This window comes from Labrys neptuniae, assembly GCF_040797145.1.
GTDB lineage: Bacteria > Pseudomonadota > Alphaproteobacteria > Rhizobiales > Labraceae > Labrys > Labrys neptuniae.
In genome coordinates this window covers 1-16,433 of the sequence record NZ_JBFNQD010000015.1, presented here as the reverse complement: position 1 = coordinate 16,433, position 16,433 = coordinate 1, and the positions used below count along the sequence as shown (strand labels likewise).

The 16,433-nt window shown below is 65.2% G+C and carries 13 protein-coding genes; 10 read left to right on the top strand and 3 right to left on the bottom strand.

What is annotated here, in order from left to right; genetic code table 11:
• Positions 1-90: 90 nt before the first annotated feature.
• From ABXS05_RS28360 to ABXS05_RS28335, 6 genes are all read left to right on the top strand, one after another.
• The gene (locus ABXS05_RS28360; RefSeq protein ID WP_311934575.1) at positions 91-339 is read left to right on the top strand and encodes a type II toxin-antitoxin system VapB family antitoxin; all 249 of its coding nucleotides are present in this window, start codon (positions 91-93) and stop codon (positions 337-339) included.
• Complete coding sequence (locus tag ABXS05_RS28355) at positions 336-722, top strand: type II toxin-antitoxin system VapC family toxin (protein ID WP_367626186.1); 387 nt, start codon at positions 336-338, stop codon at positions 720-722. The genes ABXS05_RS28360 and ABXS05_RS28355 overlap by 4 nt, the downstream gene beginning before the upstream one ends.
• A gap of 485 nt (positions 723-1,207) precedes the next feature.
• Entirely contained in the window at positions 1,208-5,968 is a 4,761-nt protein-coding gene (gltB, locus tag ABXS05_RS28350; RefSeq protein ID WP_437178706.1) for a glutamate synthase large subunit, read from the top strand.
• A gap of 220 nt (positions 5,969-6,188) precedes the next feature.
• On the top strand, positions 6,189-7,613 hold the full coding sequence (locus tag ABXS05_RS28345; protein WP_367626185.1) for a glutamate synthase subunit beta: 1,425 nt from the start codon (positions 6,189-6,191) through the stop codon (positions 7,611-7,613).
• Positions 7,614-7,799: 186 nt separating this feature from the next.
• Positions 7,800-8,432 carry a LysE family translocator gene (locus ABXS05_RS28340; RefSeq protein WP_311934577.1) on the top strand — a complete coding sequence of 211 codons (633 nt, stop codon included), beginning with the start codon at positions 7,800-7,802 and terminating at the stop codon, positions 8,430-8,432.
• A gap of 176 nt (positions 8,433-8,608) precedes the next feature.
• Positions 8,609-9,583, top strand: a complete 975-nt coding sequence (locus ABXS05_RS28335; RefSeq protein ID WP_367626184.1) for a hypothetical protein — start codon at positions 8,609-8,611, stop codon at positions 9,581-9,583.
• Positions 9,584-9,599: 16 nt separating this feature from the next.
• Here the strand turns inward: ABXS05_RS28335 and ABXS05_RS28330 are convergent, their stop codons facing one another.
• Positions 9,600-10,745 carry an SGNH/GDSL hydrolase family protein gene (locus tag ABXS05_RS28330; RefSeq protein WP_311934579.1) on the bottom strand — a complete coding sequence of 382 codons (1,146 nt, stop codon included), beginning with the start codon at positions 10,743-10,745 and terminating at the stop codon, positions 9,600-9,602.
• A gap of 57 nt (positions 10,746-10,802) precedes the next feature.
• Entirely contained in the window at positions 10,803-12,050 is a 1,248-nt protein-coding gene (locus ABXS05_RS28325) for a lytic murein transglycosylase (RefSeq protein ID WP_367626183.1), read from the bottom strand.
• A gap of 109 nt (positions 12,051-12,159) precedes the next feature.
• Between ABXS05_RS28325 and ABXS05_RS28320 the strand changes: the two genes are divergently transcribed.
• The 3 genes from ABXS05_RS28320 to ccmB are packed head-to-tail and all read left to right on the top strand — an operon-like array spanning position 12,160 to position 14,410.
• Positions 12,160-13,128 carry a KpsF/GutQ family sugar-phosphate isomerase gene (locus ABXS05_RS28320; RefSeq protein ID WP_367626243.1) on the top strand — a complete coding sequence of 323 codons (969 nt, stop codon included), beginning with the start codon at positions 12,160-12,162 and terminating at the stop codon, positions 13,126-13,128.
• Positions 13,125-13,745, top strand: a complete 621-nt coding sequence (gene ccmA / locus ABXS05_RS28315; RefSeq protein ID WP_367626182.1) for a heme ABC exporter ATP-binding protein CcmA — start codon at positions 13,125-13,127, stop codon at positions 13,743-13,745. Before ABXS05_RS28320 ends, ccmA begins: the two co-directional genes overlap by 4 nt.
• On the top strand, positions 13,742-14,410 hold the full coding sequence (gene ccmB, locus ABXS05_RS28310) for a heme exporter protein CcmB (protein ID WP_367626181.1): 669 nt from the start codon (positions 13,742-13,744) through the stop codon (positions 14,408-14,410). Before ccmA ends, ccmB begins: the two co-directional genes overlap by 4 nt.
• 51 nt (positions 14,411-14,461) lie before the next feature.
• On the opposite strand, the gene ABXS05_RS28305 is transcribed toward ccmB, so the two are convergent.
• A complete protein-coding gene (locus ABXS05_RS28305; protein ID WP_367626180.1) occupies positions 14,462-15,367 on the bottom strand; it encodes a LysR family transcriptional regulator in 906 nt (301 codons plus the stop codon).
• 121 nt (positions 15,368-15,488) lie between these two features.
• On the opposite strand from ABXS05_RS28305, the gene ABXS05_RS28300 reads away from it, so the two are divergent.
• Positions 15,489-16,262, top strand: coding sequence for an SDR family oxidoreductase (locus ABXS05_RS28300; protein ID WP_367626179.1), 774 nt, complete (start codon positions 15,489-15,491; stop codon positions 16,260-16,262).
• The last annotated feature ends 171 nt before the right edge of the window (positions 16,263-16,433 follow it).

Below are 16,433 nucleotides of genomic sequence, written 5' to 3'. Positions count from 1 at the left end.
GGCGCAGAGCTGGGCTCTCAAGGCCGTTATTGATTGACAGGCAGGGTAGAAAGGTAGAAATTTCAGGTTCTTTCTAGAATGGAGGTTGCGATGAGCCTCAGCATCAAGGATCCCGAGGCCTATCGGCTGGCGCAGGCCATCTCCCGTGCCACGGGCGAGAACATGACACGCGTGGTCATCGAGGCGCTGCGCGACAGCTTCGCCAGGGTCGAACAACGCAAGGCCAAGGCAAGCGTCGCGGAACTACTGGCTATCGCCGATCGGGCCGCCTCGCATGTGCGGCGCCCCTATGCCGATCATGCCGACCTGCTCTACGACGAAAAAGGCCTGCCGAAATGATTCTCGATACGTCGGCCGTCGTCGCCATTCTCTATCGCGAGCCGGAAGCGGCGGCTTATGTCCAGCGCATTCACGACGCAGAGATCTGCCGTATCAGCGTGGCGAGTTACGTCGAACTGTCCATGGTGATCGAGAACCAGCTTGGCTCCGAGGGGATGCGGCAGGCCGAAGCCTTTTTTCGTCGCGCCGGCATCGTCGTCGAACCGGTAACGATCGATCAAGGGGAATTGGCCCGTCAGGCCTTTCTCGATTTCGGCAAGGGGCGTCACAAGGCCGGACTGAATTTCGGAGACTGCTTCTCCTATGCCTTGGCCAAAGCCATGGGCGAGCCGCTGCTGTTCAAGGGCAATGATTTCGGCCAGACGGATGTCGGCGTCGCCTGACGGGAACGCAGGCCCCTGACGTCCTATCCGGCGCGAAACACCTTCGCATCGACCTGACAAGATCTCGCCACAATGGCGATTTTTCAGAACTCTCTGTCTCGCTTCGATGTGATCACATTTCGTTTCTTGCTGCCATGCTGGGGTTGCGCGCAAGAAAAAGTCGTGCTGCCGCTTTTATATGCTTGTCCCCAGCTTGGAATTATGCCATGTCAGCCATCCATATTAGGACAGCTATGCTGTCCCATTATGGATGCTGCCGCCTTTCGGGGCAGCCCGCGGACCAGCCGAAGATGGCCCACAGGCCCGGCTTGGCCGTATGGCAAGAACGCCGCTCTCGCGTTTCAGCGCGGAGCGGTGCACAATTGAGTGACAGCTTTCACAATCCGGCGGCATAGTCGCGGCCCGACCCTTGCATGGGCAGGCGATGAGCGGGCGAGTGTGCGGGCTGACGGCAACAGGTGATTGAGGCGAAGAGGAAACAGGCGATGAGCGCGATCTTCCAACACGGACAGCAGACGGTTTCGGCAGCGGCGATCGACGCTGCAACGAAAACCAATGCCACCGTGACGAAAGATCCCAAATCGACGCGCATGCCTGTCCTGCGCGATCCCGGCTTGCCGCAGGCCCAGGGCCTCTATGATCCGGCCAATGAGAAGGATGCCTGCGGCGTCGGCTTCATCGCCGACATGAAGAACCGCAAGAGCCATAAGATCATCAGCCAGGCGCTGCAGATCCTGCACAATCTCGACCATCGCGGCGCCGTCGGCGCCGATCCGAAGGCGGGTGACGGCTGCGGCATGCTCGTACAGATCCCGCACGACTTCTTCGCCGCCGAATGCGCCAATCTCGGCTTCGAGCTGCCGGCGCCCGGCGATTACGCCGTCGGCTTCTTCTTCCTGCCGCGCAACGAGGAAGGCCGCGTGCATGCCATGCGCGTGGTCGAGAAGATCGTGGCCGAGGAAGGCGAGGTGTTCCTGGGCTGGCGCGCCGTGCCCGTGGACAATTCGGGCCTGGGCGAGAGCGTGCTGCCGACCGAGCCGATCCACATGCAGGCCTTCATCGGCCGCTCGGCCGCCACGCCGGACCAGGACGAGTTCGAGCGCCGGCTGTTCATCATCCGCAAGGTGATCTCCAACGTCATCTATAACGACGTCGAGCGCCGGCCGGTGACGGCGGGCTTCTATCCGGTCTCGGTGTCGAGCCGCACCATCACCTATAAGGGCATGCTGCTCGCCACCCAGCTCGGCGACTATTTCAAGGACCTCACCGACGAGCGCTTCCAGAGCGCCATCGCTTTGGTGCATCAGCGCTTCTCGACCAACACCTTCCCGAGCTGGACGCTGGCCCACCCCTACCGCATGGTCGCGCATAACGGCGAAATCAATACGCTGCGCGGCAATGTGAACTGGATGGCGGCGCGCCAGGCTTCGGTCGACTCCGAGCTGTTCGGCAACGACATCTCCAAGCTCTGGCCGATCTCCTATGAAGGCCAGTCGGACACCGCCTGCTTCGACAATGCGCTCGAATTCCTGGTGCAGGGCGGTTATTCGCTCGCCCACGCCATGATGATGCTGATCCCCGAGGCTTGGGCGGGCAATCCGCTGATGTCCGAGGACCGGCGCGCCTTCTACGAATACCATGCCGCGCTGATGGAGCCCTGGGACGGGCCGGCCGCCGTGGTCTTCACCGATGGCCGTCAGATCGGCGCCACGCTCGACCGCAACGGTCTCAGGCCCGCGCGCTATCTCGTCACCAAGGACGGGCTGGTGTTGCTCGCCTCCGAATTCGGCGTGCTGCCGATCCCCGAGGCCGACATCGTCGAGAAGTGGCGCCTGCAGCCCGGCAAGATGCTGTTGATCGACCTGGAGGAAGGCCGCATCGTCTCCGACGACGAGATGAAGGCCTCGCTCGCCACCGCCAATCCCTATCGCGACTGGCTCAAGCGCACCCAGATCGTGCTGGAGGATCTGCGCCCGGTGGAAGCGCGCGCCTCGCGCACCGACGTGTCACTGCTCGATCGCCAGCAGGTCTTCGGCTACACCCAGGAAGACATCAAGCTGCTGCTGCCGCCGATGGCGACCACCGGTCAGGAGGCCGTCGGCTCGATGGGCACGGATACGCCGATCTCGGCGCTCTCCGACAAGTCGAAGCTGCTCTACACCTATTTCAAGCAGAACTTCGCCCAGGTCACCAACCCGCCGATCGATCCGATCCGCGAAGAGCTGGTGATGAGCCTGGTGTCCTTCATCGGCCCGCGCCCGAACATCCTCGACCTCGAAGGCACGTCCCGCAAGAAGCGCCTCGAAGTGCGCCAACCCATCCTCACCAATGAGGATCTGGAGAAGATCCGCTGCATCGGCCATGTCGAGGAGCGCTTCGACACCAAGACGCTCGACATGACCTATCCGGCCATCCAGGGCGCCGAGGGCATGCGCGGCTCGCTCGAGCGGCTGTGCGAGCGCGCCGAGGCGGCGGTGCATGGCGGCTACAACATCATCATCCTCTCCGACCGCCAGACCGGCCCGGACCGCATCCCGATCCCAGCCCTGCTGGCGACGGCGGCGGTGCATCATCACCTCATCCGCAAGGGGCTGCGCACTGCGGCGGGCCTGGTGGTGGAGACCGGCGAAGCGCGCGAGATCCATCATTTCTGCTGCCTCGCCGGCTATGGCGCCGAGGCGATCAACCCCTATCTCGCCTTCGAGACGCTGGCGACGCTGCATGCCCAGCTCGAATTCCCCGAGGAAGTCGACGAATACGAGGTGGTCAAGCGCTACATCAAGTCGATCGGCAAGGGTGTGCTGAAGGTGATGTCCAAGATGGGCATCTCGACCTACCAGTCCTATTGCGGCGCCCAGATCTTCGACGCCATCGGCCTGTCTTCGGCCTTCGTCGACGAGTTCTTCTTCGGCACCGCCACCATGATCGAGGGCGTCGGCCTCGACGAGGTCGCTGCCGAGGCCGTATCTCGCCACAAGGATGCCTTCTCGGACGCGCCGATCTACCGCAACGCCCTCGATGTCGGCGGCGAATATGCCTACCGCATCCGCGGCGAGGACCATGTCTGGACGCCGGACAGCGTCGCCACGCTGCAGCATGCCGTGCGCGCCAATGCGCAGGACCGCTATCGCGACTTCGCCGCCTCGGTGAACCTGCAGAACGGTCAGCTCCAGACCATCCGCGGCCTGTTCCGCATCAAGACGGCCGGGGAGCGCGGCATGGCCGCGGTGCCGCTCAACGAGGTCGAACCTGCCAGCGAGCTGGTGAAGCGCTTCGCCACCGGCGCGATGTCCTTTGGCTCGATCTCGCGCGAGGCGCATGAGTCGCTGGCCATCGCCATGAACGCCATCGGCGGCAAGTCCAACACCGGCGAGGGCGGCGAGGAAGCCGAGCGCTTCAAGACCCTGCCGGACGGGCGCTCCAAGCGTTCGGCCATCAAGCAGGTCGCTTCCGGCCGCTTCGGCGTCACCGCCGAATACCTGGTCAATGCCGACATGATGCAGATCAAGGTCGCGCAGGGCGCCAAGCCCGGCGAGGGCGGCCAGCTGCCCGGCCACAAGGTCGATGCCGTCATTGCCAAGGTGCGCCACTCGACCCCGGGCGTCGGCCTGATCTCGCCGCCGCCGCATCACGACATCTATTCGATCGAGGACCTGGCACAGCTGATCTTCGATCTGAAGAACGTCAACCCGGCGGCGGATGTCTCGGTCAAGCTGGTCTCGGAAGTCGGCGTCGGTACCGTCGCCGCCGGCGTCGCCAAGGCCCGCGCCGACCACATCACCATCTCCGGCTTCGAAGGTGGCACCGGCGCTTCGCCGCTGACCTCCATCAAGCATGCCGGCAGCCCCTGGGAGACGGGCCTCGCCGAGACCCAGCAGACGCTGGTGCTCAACCGCCTGCGCTCACGCGTGCGCCTGCAGGTCGATGGCGGGCTCAAGACCGGCCGCGACGTCGTTATCGGCGCGCTGCTGGGCGCCGACGAATTCGGCTTCTCGACCGCGCCGCTGATCGCGGCCGGCTGCATCATGATGCGCAAATGCCACCTCAACACCTGCCCGGTGGGGGTGGCGACGCAGGATCCGGTGCTGCGCAAGCGCTTCAAGGGCACGCCCGAGCACATCATCAACTACTTCTTCTTCGTCGCCGAGGAAGTGCGTGAGCTGATGGCCGAGCTCGGCTTCCGCAAGCTCCACGAACTGATCGGCCGCTCCGACCTGCTCGACAAGCAGGATGCCATCGACCACTGGAAGGCCAAGGGGCTCGACTTCACCAAGCTCTTCCACAAGGTGGACGTGCCGGCCAATGTCGGCATCCGCCACGAGGAGAAGCAGAAGCACCCTGTTGACACCGTGCTCGACCGTGGCTTCATCGCCGAGGCGGCGCCGGCGCTCGACTATGGCCGCGAGGTCACCATCGAGGGCAGGATCACCAATGTCGACCGCACGGCGGGCGCCATGCTCTCAGGCGAGGTCGCCATGCGCTACGGCTATGAAGGCCTGCCCGACGGCACCATCAAGGTGAACCTCACCGGTACCGCCGGCCAGAGCTTCGGCTCCTTCCTGGCGGCGGGTATCGACCTGACGCTGGTGGGCCAGGCCAACGACTATGTCGGCAAGGGCCTGTCCGGTGGCCGTATCATCATCAAGCCGAGCGATGAGACGCAGGCCGTGCCGGAGAAGTCGATCATCGTCGGCAACACGGTGCTCTACGGTGCCATCGCCGGCGAGTGCTACTTCCGCGGCGTCGCGGGCGAGCGCTTCGCGGTGCGCAATTCGGGCGCCGCGGCGGTGGTCGAGGGCACCGGCGACCATGGCTGCGAATATATGACCGGCGGCGTGGTGGTGGTGCTCGGCCAGACGGGCCGCAACTTCGCGGCCGGCATGTCCGGCGGCGTCGCCTATGTCTATGACGAGGACCAGAGTTTCGCCAAACGCTGCAACCTCTCCATGGTCGATCTCGAACCGGTGGAAGAGGAAGAGGACCTGATGGAGCGCCTGCACCATCATGGCGGCGACCTCGAGTTCAAGGGCCGCATCGACGTCTCCGGCGACATGGGCCGCTATGACGAGGAACGCCTGCGCAAGATGATCGAGAATCATCTGCATTATACGGGCTCGACGCTTGCCAAGACCATGCTGGACGATTGGGCCACCTATCGCACCCGCTTCGTCAAGGTGATGCCGGTCGAATATCGCCGTGCTTTGCGCGAGATGGAAAAAGCCCGCACCATGATGGCGGCAGAGTGAGGAAGGGGCGGGGCGCAGACTAAGGTTTGTGCCGCCCCTCACCCTTACCCTCTCCCCGCAAGAGCGGGGCGAGGGGTTGGCAAGCGTCGTGCGAGATGATGAACGGGCGGAATGAGACGCCACGCTGAAGTCTCCTCGCCCCGCTCTTGCGGGGAGAGGTACGGTGAGGGGCAGCGCGACGTTCTCGGCAGGGCTCGATAAAAACTTTTTGGGAACTGATATGGGCAAGGCAACAGGATTTCTCGAGATCGATCGGCAGGACCAGAAGTATCTTCCGGCCGCCGACCGCATCCGCCACTACCGCGAATTTACCCTTCCGCTCGACGACAAGGATGTCGGCAAGCAGGCGGCGCGCTGCATGGATTGCGGCGTGCCCTACTGCCACGGCCCGACGGGCTGTCCGGTCAACAACCAGATCCCGGACTGGAACGACCTCGTCTATCACGATGACTGGGAGGAGGCGGCGCGCAACCTGCACACCACCAACAACTTCCCCGAATTCACCGGCCGCATCTGTCCGGCGCCCTGCGAGGAGGCCTGCACGCTCAACCTCGAGGACATGCCGGTCACCATCAAGACGATCGAGCAGTCGATTGCCGACAAGGCCTGGGCCATGGGCTGGATCCAGCCCGAGATCGCCAAGGTGAAGACCGGCAAGAAGGTCGCCGTCATCGGCTCCGGCCCGGCCGGCCTGGCCGCCGCCCAGCAGCTCGCCCGTGCCGGCCATGACGTGCATGTCTATGAGCGCGAGCCTGCCGCCGGCGGCCTGCTGCGCTACGGCATTCCCGACTTCAAGATGGAAAAGCACCATATCGAGCGCCGCGTGCGCCAGATGGAAGCCGAGGGCGTCACCTTCCACTATGGCGTCAATATCGGTGTCTCCATGAGCTTTGCCGACCTCAAGTCGAGCCATGACGCCGTGCTGCTGGCGGGCGGCGCCGAGACCCCGCGCGATCCGGCCCTGCCGGGCGCCGAGCTCGAGGGCGTGCATTTCGCCATGCCCTATCTGGTGCAGAGCAATCGCCGCGTTGGTGGCGAGGACATCTCCCGGGAGGAACCGCTGCTGACCACCGGCAAGCATGTCGTCGTGATCGGCGGCGGCGACACTGCCTCGGACTGCGTCGGCACCTCCTTCCGGCAGGGCGCCATTTCGGTGACGCAGCTCGACATCCGGCCCCGTCCGCCCGAGAGGGAAGACAAGCTGGCGATCTGGCCCTATTGGCCGACCAAGATGCGCACCTCCTCTTCGCAGGCCGAAGGCGCCGAGCGCGAGTTCCAGGCGGTGACCCTCGGCATCGTCGGCAAGAACGGCCGGGTCACCGGCGTCAAGATCGCCCGCGCCGACGAGAAGCGCCGCCCGATCGAGGGCACGGAGACCGTGCTCAGGGCCGATATGGTGTTCATCGCCCTCGGCTTCACCGGCCCGGTCAAGGCCGGCATGATCGACCAGTCCGGCGTCGAGCTGGACAAGCGCGGCAATGTCTCCGCTACGGACAGGGACTACCGCACCTCGATGGACAAGGTTTACGCTGCGGGCGACATGCGGCGCGGCCAGTCGCTGGTGGTCTGGGCCATCCGCGAGGGCCGCCAGGCCGCTCGCGCCATCGACGAGGCCCTGATGGGGGCGACGACGCTGCCGCGCTGAGCGGCGGTTTTCGGTGTGCCGGTCTTCGGACCGGCATGAAAGCGTTGGAAGATTGCCGGTCTGAAGACCGGCACACCTTTCCATCACCGATTTTGACGCCAGCATTCAAAGTGATGATGGATGCGGGTCGGTGCTTGCCTGGATGGGAGGAGCGGGCGTAGCAAGGGAAAACCCGAGGTTTCCGCCATGCTCTCCCTGACGACTGTCCTCGCCTTCACTGCCGTCGCCGTTGGCATGGTGCTGACGCCCGGCCCGAACATGGCCTATCTCGTCTCGCGCTCGATCTGCCAGGGCCGCCTGGCGGGGCTGATCTCGCTGATCGGCGTCGTCACCGGCTTCGTGATCTACATGCTGCTGGCGGCTTTCGGCATCACGGCTCTGCTGTTTGCGGTGCCCTACGCCTATGACGCGCTGCGCATTGCCGGCGCGGCCTATCTCGCCTGGATGGCCTGGCAGGCGCTCAAGCCCGGCGGCCGTTCGCCTTTCGAAGTCCGGGCGCTCAAGCCCGATTCAGTAGGGCGGCTCTATGGCATGGGCCTGTTCACCAGCCTGCTCAATCCCAAGATCGCGGCGCTCTATCTCTCGCTGCTGCCGCAATTCGTCGACCATTCCGGTCCCGTGCTCGGGCAGACCCTGCAGCTTGGCCTCATCCAGATCCTGGTCAGCGCCTTCTTCAATGCCTGCTTCGTCGTGATGGCGGGCACGATTTCGGCCTTCCTGGCGGGCCGTCCGCTGTGGACGACGATCCAGCGCTGGCTGATGGGTACGGTGCTGATGGGGCTCGCGGCCCGCATGGCGCTCGACAGCGCCAGGCGCTGAAGCGGTTTCACGCACGCTTCACAGGCGTTCCTCTCTTATAGGCGACGGTGATGAACCGTGCCTTCGGGGGATCGATGTCGCCGATCGGGTTGCTTGGCAAGATCTGGGCGCCGCGGGACCCTGGGTGTGGGGAAGCCGCGAAAGTCGCGGAAGTCATTGCTCATGAATGGACGTCCTTGCGGACGTTGTGGGACGTCGCTTCCACCAATCCAGGCCTGACCGCCGACGACAAGGCCGCTATCGATGCGCGGTTTCCGCCGGCGCCTCCCACGGTGTCGGGGCCGGTCGAATGGGTGAAGCTCAACGAGGCGAGCCAGATCGTCGGGCGTTATCTTCTGCCTGAACAGCTCGACATCGAATATCCGATCCTGCTCTCCCTGGCAGCACGCCGGGGGCTGTCCAATCTGGACGTCCATAAGAAGAGCGCCGAGTTCTTCGAGCCGAACGCCAATGGCGATGCGGTTGCCAATGGCGCCGCCCAGGCTGCCAAGAAATGCCTGGCTTATCTGGCGCTGCTCGATGATCTTCAGCGTGATTTCATCGATACCCGCAACAAGCGCGAATTGCGCATGGAAGTGGCGAGGCGGCTGCTCGGCTATGGCTGTATCCTGCTGGTCGTCGCGGTGCTGCCCTTCGTCATTCTCGCGGTCATCGCCACTTGGCAGGCTCCGGCCACAGGCCCCGGGACCCTCTACTCGTCCAATCCGGTGTTCGGCTTCGGCCTGGTGATGGCCTTCGGCCTGCTCGGTGCCTTCTTCAGCCGAGTCACCCAATTCCAGACGGACAGTCCCGCGCTGAGTTTCGATCAGGTCATGAACAGTTACCGGCCCGATGTGCTGCGCGTGCGCCTGCTCGTCGGCATGATGGGGGCGATGGTCTTTTATTTCCTGATGCGCAGCGGGATCGTCGGCGGCACCATCTTTCCGAAGCTGTCGGACGTGTCGCTATCGACGGTTTCGGTTCTCCAGGAGGCCAATGGCGATACGACGGTCGCTAGCAGCAAACCCGAGGCGAGCGGCCTCACCATCCTGCTGCCGTCGACGGAGCTTGCCAAATTGCTGGTCTGGTCGTTTCTCGCAGGCTTCTCCGAACGCCTGGTGCGCAACACGCTCGATACCACCGTGGCCAAGGCCGAGCAGGCCAAGCCCTGAGCCGCAGTGCTGGCTCTCAGGGCGTTCCCACCGGCGATGGCCAGCGAAAATCGTCGGCGCGGCCCTCACGCGGGGGAAGGCTCTCGCCCTGTCCGAGTACCTTGGCGACGCTGGGATCGGCGCCACCCGGTTTAGGGGCGCCGCCACCGAGCAACTGGCCGCCGGGCGCGGTTTCATAGGCGTCGAGCGGCAGGACCGGCCCGTATTCGGGTTTTTCCGCCGGTGAATCGCCGGGGGTCTCGGAGGTGGGCTCGGCGACCGGTGCCGTCGCAACCATCGGGGCCGGCGGGGCCTCGCCGAGCAGGCGCCGCAGATCGCTTTCGAGGAAATGCGCCGCCAGTTTGGCGCCTTCATCGGAAAAATGCACGCCGTCGGCCTTGCGCAGGCGGGCCGGCTGGCCGTCGAGCCCGGTGCCGCTGGCAGCATAGGAACCATCCGAATTGACGAACCCGTCCCAGATGTCGACATAGATCCCGCCTGCTGCCGTGACCTGGCTGCGATAGAGGCTGTTGAAACGCACCATGGCGGCGCTCAGGGTGTCGCTGCGCATCGGCGGAAGGCCGACCCAGAAGATCTTGACGCCGCGGGCTTTCAGGGGCGCGATCAGCGCGTCGATGCGCTTGCGATAGGCGGTCTCCCACTCGTCCGACTGCGGTTCGAGGCGGGCGCCGTTCTCCCGGATGGTCTGGCGATCGTTGGAGCCGATCAGGATCACGACCGCATCGATCTGGGCGTTGGCGGCGAGCAGGTCGGCGATGCCCTTGTTCCAGTCGTAGAAATCGTTGCGCACCAGGCCGCTATCGGCCTTGGTATTGCGGATGATGGCGATATCGGGCCGGTCGTCCAGGACGTCCGCCAGCCCGGCGGCGAGTTGGTCCGCCATGGAATCGCCGATGACATGCACGAAGGAGGAAGGCGGCACGGCCGGTGCCGGCGCGACCTTGGCCGGCTTGGGCATGGCGAAGGGCGAAGCACGGACCTTGGTACGCCGGACCGGCGCCGGCCGGGCATTCTGCTGGCGCACCTTGTTCTGCATTTCCTGATATTGGCGCAGGGCTTCGCCCGGCGTCTCGCCTCCGCCGTCGCGGGCCAGGACATGGCGCTGCGACAGCACGACGGCCGCCAGCACGAACAGGGCGATCAGGAGGAGGCGCTGCTTCAAGGCCGGTCTCCGGTTTCGCGGGAATGAGGCGCTCTCGAAAAGCAAGCCTATCACGCATCAGGGCGTGGCGCTCAACTTCTGCAACACCGCCGGAGTGGGATAGCCGTCGGCCACCAGCCCTGCCTTGGCCTGCCAGGTGCGCAGGGCCGCCCGCGCCGCAGGGCCGATCTTGCCGTCGATCGTCTCGATCGGATAGCCGAGCGCCTTCAGCTTCTTCTGCATCGCGGTGATCTGGGCCCGGTTGAGCGTGGTCTCCTGCGTCGGCCAGCGCCCTTTCAACGAGGCAATGCCACGGATGCGGTCGGCGAGCAGGCCGACCGACAGCGTGTAGGAATCGGAGATGTTGTAGGTCTTGATTGCCCAATAGTTCTGGAAGGTCAGGAAGGCCGGCCCCTTGGAGCCCGCGGGCAGGAACAGCCAGGCCTTGTCGCCGTCCGGCAGTGGCTTGCCGTCGACCCTGGCGACGCCGAGCTTGGCCCAGGCGCCGGCGGGACCACCGTCATGGGCGTTGATAGCGGTGAAATCGAACTTGGCCGGCAGCTTGACTTCATAACCCCAGCGCTTGCCGGCATCCCAGTCATGCAGCTTGAGGTAGTTGGCGATCGAGCCGATCACGTCGGGCTCTTCATTCCAGATGTCACGCTTGCCGTCGCCATCCATGTCGACGGCATATTTGAGGAAGCTGGACGGCATGAACTGCACCTGGCCCAGCGCTCCGGCCCAGGAACCGGTCATGCCGCGCGGCGTGATGTCGTGCTCCTGCAGGATCTTGAGGGCGTCGATCAACTCGTCGCGGAAGAGTTCCGGGCGCTTGGTGGTACAGCAGGCCAAGGTGGTGAGCGAGCGGACAGTGTCGGAATTGCCGGGCGAGGCGCCGTAATTGCTCTCCAGCGACCAGATGGCGAGGATGACATAGCGATCGACGCCATAGCGCTCCTCGGCCTTGTCGAGCCAGGATTTCCAGCGTTGCGCCATTGCCTTGCCCTGGGCGATCCGGTCGGCGCTCAGGCGGCCGTCGACATAGGCGCGGATGGTCTGGTTGAATTCGGGCTGGGTGCCCGCCAGCGAGACGACCTTGGGATCGACGCCGAGCCCGGCAAAGGCGGCATCGAAGGTCTCACGGGAAATACCAGCCTTCTCGGCCCGCGGCCACAGGGCGGTGACGAAGTTCAAATAGCTGTCGGCCCGGGCAGGCGAGGCCAAGCCGAGGACCATCAGGCCGAGGACCATCAGGCCGAGGATCGTGAACCCCTGTATGGATCCGAGCCGCACCGTGCGCACGATGACGTTAGAAGGCGATGGCATGGGCACGTTCCCGAATCCTGATTCTCTTTACCGATTCTGTGATAAACACCGCCGCGAAACAAATCGTGACGAGGCAGGTTTGAAACAAGGTGATGGCCAAAGTGATCGCATGCTGAAGGCGGCGCAGCAATCGGCTCTGCGCACCCTCGCAACCGAACGGGCCGGCCTGGAGGCGCTGGCGGAGGCGATCGAAGGCGATCTCGGTCCGGTGTTCAGCGCCTGCATCGAGCGCTTTTCCGGCCTCAAGGGCCGCGTCATCGTCACCGGCATGGGTAAATCCGGGCATATCGGCAAGAAGATCGCCGCCACCTTCGCCTCTACCGGTACGCCGGCCTTTTTCGTGCATCCGAGCGAGGCCAGCCATGGCGATCTCGGCATGATCACGGCCGACGATGCCGTGATCGCTCTGTCCTGGTCGGGCGAGACACGCGAACTCGGCGACATCATCGACTATGCCACCCGCTTCAACGTGCCCCTGGTCGCGGTGACCTCGGTGGCGAGCTCGACCCTGGCGAAGGCGGCGGACCTGCCTCTGGTCCTGCCCCAGGCCAAGGAAGCCTGCCCCAACGGCCAGGCACCGACGACCTCCTCGCTGATGATCCTGGCGCTCGGCGATGCCCTGGCCATGGCCATGCTGGAATCGCGCGGCTTCACCGCCGCCGATTTCCGGGTCTTCCATCCCGGCGGCAAGCTCGGCGCCTCGCTCAAATTCGTGCGCGATGTCATGCGCACCGGCGACGCGGTGCCGCTGGTCACCGAGGGCACACTGATGTCGGAAGCCATCCTGGTGATGTCGAAGAAGGGGGTCGGCAGCGTCGGCGTCCTCGACGCGTCGGGCATGCTGGTCGGCATCGCCACGGACGGCGACCTCCGGCGTCATATGAGCGACGATTTGATGACGCGGCGGGTCGACGACATCATGACACGCATGCCCAAGGTCATCCGCCCCGAAGCCCTGGTCAGCGAGGCCATGGAGGTGATGGATACCAGGCGCATCGCCGTGCTGTTCGCCGTGGAAGGCGGGCGGCCCGTGGGAGTGGTCCATATGCTCGACCTGTTGAATATCGGCGTCGTGTGAGCAATGCCCCGCCCCTCAGCCTGACGATCGAGAACCTCGCCTGCGAGCGGGGCGGACGGCTGGTGTTCGAAGGGGTCGGCTTTTCCGCCGGTGCCGGCGACCTCGTCGCCGTGACGGGCCGCAACGGCGCCGGCAAATCCAGCCTGCTCAGGGTGATCGCCGGCCTGGTGCCGCGCCGGGCAGGGGCGATACGTCTCGTCGGCGGCGATGCCGAGAAGACGCCCGCCGAGCACATGCATTATTGCGGCCATGCCGATGCCCTGAAGCCTTCCCTCAGCGTGCGCGAGAATCTGGGCTTCTGGCGCGCCTATTATGGCGATGCTCACCTGCCGATCGAGGATGCGCTCGATCTCTTCGCCATCGAGCATCTCATCGACCTGCCGGCCGCCTATCTGTCGGCCGGCCAGAAGCGCCGGCTCTCGCTGTGCCGGCTGCTGGTGTCCCGCCGGCCGATCTGGCTCCTGGACGAGCCGACCTCGGCGCTCGATACCGCGACCCAGGCCCGTCTTGCGGCAGTGATGGGCGAGCATCTTGCCGGCGGCGGACTGATCCTGGCCGCCACCCATGGCGATCTCGGCCTGGCGCCGAGCCTCACCCTCACCATCGGTGCGGCATGAGCGCGCTCGCAGCCCTGTTCATGCGCGAGCTGCGGCTGGCCGTCAGGGCCGGCGGCGGCGCGCCGGTCGGCGTCATCTTCTTCCTGGCGGTGGTGACGGTCATTCCCTTCGGTGTCGGCCCTGATCTCAACCTGCTCACCCGCATCGGCCCGGCCGTGCTCTGGCTCGGTGCCCTGCTGGCGACGCTGCTCGGCCTCGACCGCCTGTTCCAGGCCGATCTCGACGATGGTTCGCTCGACCTCATCCATCTCGGCGGCCAGCCCCTCGAATTGGCGGTGGCGGTGAAGGCGTTGGCGCATTGGGTGACCACCGGCCTGCCCCTGGTCATCGCCACGCCGCTGCTGGGCCTGTTCGTCAACCTGCCCGGCAAAGGGCTTGCGGCCGTGACGCTGACCCTGCTGGCGGGCACGCCGGCTTTGACCTTCCTCGGTGCGATCGGCGCGGCGCTGACCGTGGCGCTCCGGCGCGGCGGCATGCTGATCTCCATCCTGATCCTGCCGCTCACCATCCCCGTGCTGATCTTCGGGGTGGCCGCCGCGACCGCCGCGATCACCGGCCCGATGCCCTTCCTGCCGCCCCTCCTGCTGCTCTCAGCCATGACGCTGTTTTCCATCGTGCTCGGCACGGTGGCGGCGGCCTGGGCCCTGCGCTTCGGGCTGGAATAGCCTTGGATTCTTTGCCTCGCGCGGTCTCGACGACGGATGGGCAGTTCGAAGCTACCGTATCAGGACCTCGCGCTTGAGCAGGGCCTCGAGCCAGTCCGCGAACAGCTGCACCCGGCGGGAAAAATGCCGCCGGTGGGGGAAGAGCAGCGTCATCGGCATGGAGGCGGCGCGATAGTCCGGCATGACTTCGACGAGTTCGCCGGCCGCCAGGTGGCTCTTGACGTCATAGGCCGGGATCTGGATCAGGCCGAAACCGGCCAGGCAGCAGGCGATATAGGCTTCCGCGCCGTTGACGACGACGCGGCTGCGTACAGGGCGCGTCTGCACGCCACCCTGCTCCAGCCATTCCCAGGGTTCGATCCGGCCGGTGGTGGGAGAAGCGTAGTTGACGGCCAGATGCCCGTCGAGGTCCTCGGGACTGTGGGGCACACCATAGCGCGCGAGATAGGCGGGGCTCGCCACGTTGATCAGGGCCAGTTCGCCGATGGAACGGGCGATCAGCCCTGAATCGCTGAGAGGGCCGACCCGCAGCACGCAGTCGAGGCTGTCCTCGACCAGGTCGACGGTGCGGTCCGTCACGCCGAGATCGACGTCGATCTCGGGATAGAGGTCGAGGAATTCGGCCAGGGCCGGTGCCACGATCAGCCGGCCGATGCGGCCGGGCAGGTCGACGCGCAAGCGCCCGGCCGGGCCGACGGCCGCCTGCCGGAACAGGCTTTCCGTCTCCTCGAAATCGCCGAGGAGGCGCAGGCAGCGCTCATAGAGGGCGAGGCCATCCTGCGTGGGCGCGACCTTGCGGGTGGTCCGATGCAGCAGGCGCGCACCCATGCGCGCTTCCAGATCCTTGATGGCGGCCGAGACCGAGGGGCGCGGCAGCCCCAGCGTGTTGGCGGCACGCGTGAAGCTCGAACTGTCGACGACACGGACGAAGATGCGGAAGAGGTCGATGCGGTCCACGGCCTAATACCAGATTAGTACAAGATCCTAACATGTCATGTTCGAATGGGTAGCTTTATATCGAAATTCAAGACGATAAGCTGGCCTCCGATAAAGCTTCACTCGTGAAAGGAGGTCCAACATGGCCGATCACAGCATCAAGGGAAAAGTCGCGCTGATTGCCGGAGGCGCCAAGAATCTGGGCGGGCTGCTCGCTCGCGATCTGGCGGCGCAGGGCGCCAAGGCGGTCGCCATCCACTACAACAGCGCCGCCACCAAGGCCGCGGCCGAGGAAACCGTCGCCGCCATCAATGCGACCGGTGCCAAGGGCGTCGCCTTCCAGGGCGACCTCACCTCGGCCGGTGCGGTCGAGAAGCTGTTTGCCGATACGATCGCCGCCGTCGGCCGTCCCGACATTGCGGTCAACACCGTCGGCAAGGTGCTCAAGAAGCCTTTCGTCGAGATCACCGAGGCCGAATATGACGAGATGACCGCGGTCAACTCGAAGACCGCCTTCTTCTTCCTCAAGGAGGCCGGCAAGCATCTCAACGACAACGGCAAGATCTGCACGCTCGTCACCTCGCTGCTCGGCGCCTTCACGCCGTTCTATGCCGCCTATGCCGGCACCAAGGCGCCGGTGGAGCATTTCACCCGCGCCGCCTCCAAGGAATTCGGCGAGCGCGGCATCTCGGTGACCGCCATCGGCCCCGGCCCGATGGATACGTCCTTCTTCTATCCGGCCGAGGGCGCCGATGCCGTCGCCTATCACAAGAGCGCCGGTGCCCTGTCGAAGTTCTCCAAGACCGGCCTCACCGACATCGAGGACATCGTGCCCTATATCCGCTTCCTCGTCTCCGACGGCTGGTGGATGACAGGCCAGACCATCCTGGTGAACGGCGGCTACACCACCAAGTAGGGACGACGAACCTCTGCCTTGCCCGGGCTTGACCCGGGTATCCAGCGGCCGGGTACTCGCTGTGTCGCGGGAGCGATTGGATTGCCGGGACGGGCCCACGGCTGTCCGGTTTAGATTTAGTGGACAAGGCGCACGGTGTTGATTCTACTCGTGTTCAGGACGTTGGCGCGT

What these genes read in the sequence shown, in the direction of transcription:
- ABXS05_RS28360 (WP_311934575.1), top strand. Translation starts at nt 91, where the DNA reads ATGAGCCTCAGCATCAAGGATCCCGAGGCCTATCGGCTGGCGCAGGCC.
- ABXS05_RS28355 (WP_367626186.1), top strand. Translation starts at nt 336, where the DNA reads ATGATTCTCGATACGTCGGCCGTCGTCGCCATTCTCTATCGCGAGCCG.
- gltB (WP_437178706.1), top strand. Translation starts at nt 1,208, where the DNA reads ATGAGCGCGATCTTCCAACACGGACAGCAGACGGTTTCGGCAGCGGCG.
- ABXS05_RS28345 (WP_367626185.1), top strand. Translation starts at nt 6,189, where the DNA reads ATGGGCAAGGCAACAGGATTTCTCGAGATCGATCGGCAGGACCAGAAG.
- ABXS05_RS28340 (WP_311934577.1), top strand. Translation starts at nt 7,800, where the DNA reads ATGCTCTCCCTGACGACTGTCCTCGCCTTCACTGCCGTCGCCGTTGGC.
- ABXS05_RS28325 (WP_367626183.1), bottom strand. Translation starts at nt 12,050, where the DNA reads ATGCCATCGCCTTCTAACGTCATCGTGCGCACGGTGCGGCTCGGATCC.
- ABXS05_RS28320 (WP_367626243.1), top strand. Translation starts at nt 12,160, where the DNA reads ATGCTGAAGGCGGCGCAGCAATCGGCTCTGCGCACCCTCGCAACCGAA.
- ccmB (WP_367626181.1), top strand. Translation starts at nt 13,742, where the DNA reads ATGAGCGCGCTCGCAGCCCTGTTCATGCGCGAGCTGCGGCTGGCCGTC.
- ABXS05_RS28300 (WP_367626179.1), top strand. Translation starts at nt 15,489, where the DNA reads ATGGCCGATCACAGCATCAAGGGAAAAGTCGCGCTGATTGCCGGAGGC.